General features: G+C 69.8%; 5 protein-coding genes. 2 read left to right on the forward strand and 3 right to left on the reverse strand.

Annotation, left to right across the window (positions count from 1 at the left end; translation table 11 throughout):
• On the forward strand, window positions 1-1,371 hold a 1,371-nt coding region (locus J1C73_RS12310; protein WP_207316403.1), incomplete at its 5' end, for a flavin monoamine oxidase family protein.
• A gap of 3 nt (window positions 1,372-1,374) precedes the next feature.
• On the opposite strand, the gene J1C73_RS12315 is transcribed toward J1C73_RS12310, so the two are convergent.
• The 3 genes from J1C73_RS12315 to J1C73_RS12325 all read right to left on the reverse strand — a co-directional run bounded on the left by J1C73_RS12315 (window position 1,375) and on the right by J1C73_RS12325 (window position 4,002).
• Window positions 1,375-2,193, reverse strand: a complete 819-nt coding sequence (locus tag J1C73_RS12315; protein WP_207316404.1) for an EI24 domain-containing protein — start codon at window positions 2,191-2,193, stop codon at window positions 1,375-1,377.
• 270 nt (window positions 2,194-2,463) lie between these two features.
• On the reverse strand, window positions 2,464-2,892 hold the full coding sequence (locus J1C73_RS12320) for an organic hydroperoxide resistance protein (RefSeq protein ID WP_207316405.1): 429 nt from the start codon (window positions 2,890-2,892) through the stop codon (window positions 2,464-2,466).
• Between the two features lie 90 nt (window positions 2,893-2,982).
• On the reverse strand, window positions 2,983-4,002 hold the full coding sequence (locus J1C73_RS12325; RefSeq protein ID WP_207316406.1) for an NADP-dependent oxidoreductase: 1,020 nt from the start codon (window positions 4,000-4,002) through the stop codon (window positions 2,983-2,985).
• A gap of 137 nt (window positions 4,003-4,139) precedes the next feature.
• Here J1C73_RS12325 and J1C73_RS12330 point away from each other — a divergent pair, with 137 nt between their 5' ends.
• Window positions 4,140-4,574, forward strand: a complete 435-nt coding sequence (locus J1C73_RS12330; RefSeq protein ID WP_207316407.1) for a MarR family winged helix-turn-helix transcriptional regulator — start codon at window positions 4,140-4,142, stop codon at window positions 4,572-4,574.
• Window positions 4,575-4,710: the final 136 nt, after the last annotated feature.

Here is a 4,710-nt window from a genome sequence, read left to right on the forward strand (position 1 = left end):
TACCTCGTCGACGTCGACGAGACCGGCCGGCCCGTCAACCACACCTGGATCCACGTCAACGGCGTCCGGGTCCGCAAGGCGGACTACGCGAAGAAGCCGCAGGCGGTCAACCGCTCCTTCGGGGTCCCCGCCGAGTTCGAGGACAAGACGGCCTCGACCATCGTGCGCGAGGCCTTCGCCCCGGTGCGCGCGGAGTTCGAGGGCAAGGAGGGCTCGGAACTCGTCAAGGGCTGGGCGCGGGTCATCCAGCGCTACGGCCACTGGTCGATGTTCCGCTTCCTGACCGAGGCGGCCAAGCTCGACGAGCGCACCATCGACCTCATCGGCACGGTCGAGAACCTCACCTCGCGGCTCCACCTCGCCTTTGTGCACAGCTTCATCGGGGCCTCCCTGATCAGCCCGGACACCGCGTTCTACGAACTGCCCGACGGCACGGCGACACTGGCCGACGCGATGTACGCACGGGTCAAGGACCTGGTACGACTGGACCGCCGGGCCGCCAGGATCAGCCACGGCGCCGACGGCGTCCGGGTCGAGACGGTGTCCGAGGGCCGGAACGGCAAGGTCGTGCGGGAGACGTTCACCGGCGACCGGGCGATCGTCACCGTGCCGTTCTCCGGACTCCGCCACATCCCGGTCACACCCGCGCTCTCGTACGGCAAGCGGCGCGCGATCACCGAGATCCACTACGACGCGGCCACCAAGGTGCTGCTCGAATTCAGCCGCCGCTGGTGGGAGTTCGAGGAGAAGGACTGGAAGACCGAGCTGAACAGCATCCGGCCCGGTCTGTACGACGCGTACCGGCTCGGCAAGGCACCGGCCGACGGTTCACTGCTGGGCGCGCACGCATCCGTACCGTCCGGCCACCTGCCGCCCAACCAGCGCGTGCACTACGCGGCGTACCGCGCGACCGCCCGCAACCAGCCCGAGGCCGCGCACGTCATCGGCGGCGGATCGGTCACCGACAACGCCAACCGGTTCATGTACCAGCCCTCCCACCCGGCCGGCACGAGCAGGGGCGGAGTTCTCCTCGCCTCGTACAGCTGGGCGGACGACGCCCTGAAATGGGACTCCCTGGACGACGACGAGCGCTACCCGCACGCCCTGGGAGGGGTACAGGACGTGTACGGGCAGCGCATCGAGGTCTTCTACACGGGGGCCGGCGCCACCCAGTCGTGGATGCGCGACCCGTACGCGTACGGCGAGGCGTCCGTACTGCTGCCCGGCCAGCACACCGAACTGTTCGCCGATGTGCGCTCGGCCGAGGGTCCGCTGCACTTCGCGGGCTGCCACACCTCGGTCAAGCCGGCCTGGATCGAAGGGGCGTTGGAGTCGGCGGTCCGCACCGCGCTGGAGGTGCACACGAGCTGACGCTCAGTCGCTGAAGGTGTGCGGCGAGGAGGACGGCAGCGATCCCTCGTCCTCCCCGTCGGCCGCGCCGTCGTCCGCGCCGTCGTCCTGCCCCACCAGTTCGCGCGCCAGCAGGGTCGCACCGGCGACGGCCCCCGGCATCAGGAAGACGGCGACGAACGGGACCAGGAAGGCGAGGCCCAGCGGTACGCCGAAGCCGAGGATCAGCAGCCGTCGGCCGCGCAGCAGGACCAGCCGGTCCTTCAGCACCATGCCGCGGCGCTGGAGCGCGACGGCGGTGAGTTCCTCGGCGAGGAAGTAGCCGGTGACGCAGAAGCCGATCAGCGGGACGACACTCTGGCCGGCGACCGGGACGAATCCGAGGGCGAAGAGCAGTACGGCGTACAGGGCCACCCGCACCAGGATGCGCACGCTGTCGCGGGCGGAGATCCACAGTTCCCGCCAGAGCGGCAGCCCCGACTCGGGCACCTCGCCGCCCTCGGCCCGGTCGACCTCCTCGGAGAGCGACTCGTAGAAGGGCTGCCCGACGAGCAGCGTCACGGCGGTGAACGTGATCACCGCCAGGAACAGGCCGAAGGCGAAGACCAGCACGGTCAGGGTGGTGCGGAGCAGGCCCAGCCAGGGCGAGGACCAGCCGTCGGCGAAGGGGGTCGCCCAGGCCGCCAGGTCGTCGGCCCCGTAGCCGAGGCCGACGAGCGCGCCCGCGTACACCACCAGGGTGATGAGGCCGGGGATCAGACCGATGCCGAACCACCGCCCGTGCCGGGCGACCCAGCGCTGCCCATTGATCAAATAGCCGAATCCCGCTGCCGCGTCACGCATGCCGTCAGCGTACTGGCGGGGGCGGGCGCCGCTGACCGGGCAGTCGGGGCGGGCCCGTCCGGCCCACGGCCGCCGGCGGGCCCGCCCCCGTTCCGCGGATGTACTCGGAGAGCCCGAAGCGGTTCGACTCGGTGGAGCGCCAGGCGAGAGTCAATGGGCCGCTCAGAAATTTCGAACAATGTCCGTGATGCCGAACAAAACCGAGGGCCGCGCCCCTGAAACGGGATGCGGCCCTCGGCTACGTACGAGCGGTACGAGTGAGGCCTGCGTTCAGGCGACCGACAGCTCGACCTTGATGTTGCCGCGCGTCGCGTTCGAGTACGGGCACACCTGGTGGGCCTTCTCGATGAGCGCCTGCGCGGTCGCCCTGTCGACGTTCGGAATGGTCGCCGTGATCGCGACCTCCAGGCCGAAACCACCGGCCTCGGTCTTGCCGATGCCGACCGCGGCGGTCACCGTGGAGCCGGAGATGTCGGCCTTCTCCTGACGGGCCACGACACCCAGCGCGCCCTGGAAGCAGGCGCTGTAGCCGGCCGCGAAGAGCTGCTCCGGGTTGGTGCCCGCGCCGCTTCCGCCCATTTCCTTCGGCGGGTTGACGACCACGTCGAGCTTGCCGTCGTCCGTGGAGACCCGGCCGTCACGGCCGTTCTCGGCGGTGGCGACAGCGGTGTACGCAACGGCTATGTCCTGAATGGTCATGACCTGAAAATCCTCCTGCTGATGCGCCGCGACTCGCGCCCACGATCGCGACGGCCTGGGATGAGCCTAACGGGTGCCCCTGCGGCTGTGTCAGCCGAGGGAAACGATCATCTTTCCGGTGTTCTCGCCGCGGAGCAGCCCGAGGAAGGCCTCGAAGCCGTTCTCGATTCCCTCGACGACGGTCTCGCGGTACTTCAGCTCGCCCGAGGCCAGCCAGCCGGCCACCTCCTGGACGAACTGCCCCTGGAGGGCGGCGTGATCGCCGACGAGCATGCCCTGGAGGCGCAGCCGCTTGCCGATGACGAGGGCGAGGTTGCGCGGCGCCGGGGTGGGCTCGGTCGCGTTGTACTGCGCGATCATGCCGCAGATGGTCGCGCGGCCGTGCACGTTGAGCGAGGAGATCGCGGCTTCGAGGTGCTCGCCGCCGACGTTGTCGAAGTAGACGTCGATGCCGTCGGGAGCGGCTTCGCGCAGCTGCTCGGCGACGGGGCCGTTCTTGTAGTTGAAGGCGGCGTCGAAGCCGTACTCCTCGACCAGCAGCTTGACCTTCTCGTTGGAGCCCGCGGAGCCGATGACCCGCGAGGCGCCCTTGAGCTTCGCCAGCTGGCCGACCTGGCTGCCGACCGCACCGGCCGCGCCGGAGACGAAGACCGCGTCGCCCTCCTTGAAGGAGGCGACCTCGAAGAGGCCCGCGTAGGCGGTGAGCCCGGTCATGCCGAGCACGCCGAGGTAGGCGGAGAGCGGGGCGAGGGAGGCGTCGACCTTCACGGCGTGCTTGGCCGGGACGTCGGCGTACTCACGCCAGCCGAGGCCGTGCAGGACGTGGTCGCCGACCGCGAACCCCTCGGCGTTGGACGCGACGACCTCGCCGACCGCGCCACCCTCCATGGGGTGGTCCAGCCTGAACGGCGGGGTGTAGGACTTCACGTCGTTCATGCGGCCGCGCATGTACGGGTCGACCGAAAAGTGCAGGTTGCGGACGAGGACCCGGCCCTCGGCGGGAGCGGTGACCGGTGCCTCACGCAGCGCGAAATCCTCGGCCTTCGGCCAGCCGTGCGGACGGGCTACGAGGTGCCATTCACGGCTGGACGTGGGAAGAGCTGCAGACATGGGCTCGGTGTCTCCTCGATGTCTAGAGGGGGGAAGGTACGGGAAGCCGTTCGGCCGGAGCGGAAAAGCTTCACCATGTGAAACAACCATGCGCCTGGATATTTCATGTTGTCAAGTAACCGGCTATCCTGAGCGTCATGGCCACTCGTACAGACCCACTGACCCTCGAGGTCGTCGAGCTCATCGGCACCGTCGTGGCGCGCTACTACGAGGAGTACGAGGAGGCCGCGGCCGCGCACAGCCTCACCGGTGCGCAGGCCCGGGTCCTCGGTCTGCTCTCCCTGGAGCCGATGCCGATGCGCAGGATCGCGCAGAAGCTGAAGTGCGAGCCGTCGAACGTGACCGGCATCGTCGACCGGCTGGAGGTGCGCGGCCTGGTGGAGCGCCGGCCCGATCCGGCCGACCGGCGGGTGAAGCTGGCCGCGCCCACCGAGAAGGGCACCCGGACGGCGCGGCAACTGCGTGAATCGCTCGACTTCGCCCGCGAGCCGCTGGCCGGCCTCTCCGACCGGGACCGCGCGGTGCTGCGGGATCTGCTGCGCCGGATGCTGGGCATGGACCCTGCGGTCTGAGGCCCCGGGCCTCCGGAACTTCAGTCCTCAGGCCTCGGGCCTCCAGGACTTCAGCCGCCGGGCCTCAGCAGAACCAGAGGAACCAGCAGGTGTCCGAAGGGCTCGGCGTCGGGGTGGGGGGCGGCGTGGGAGTCGG

The sequence above is a fragment of the Streptomyces laculatispora genome (assembly GCF_017353455.1).
Classification (GTDB): domain Bacteria; phylum Actinomycetota; class Actinomycetes; order Streptomycetales; family Streptomycetaceae; genus Streptomyces; species Streptomyces laculatispora.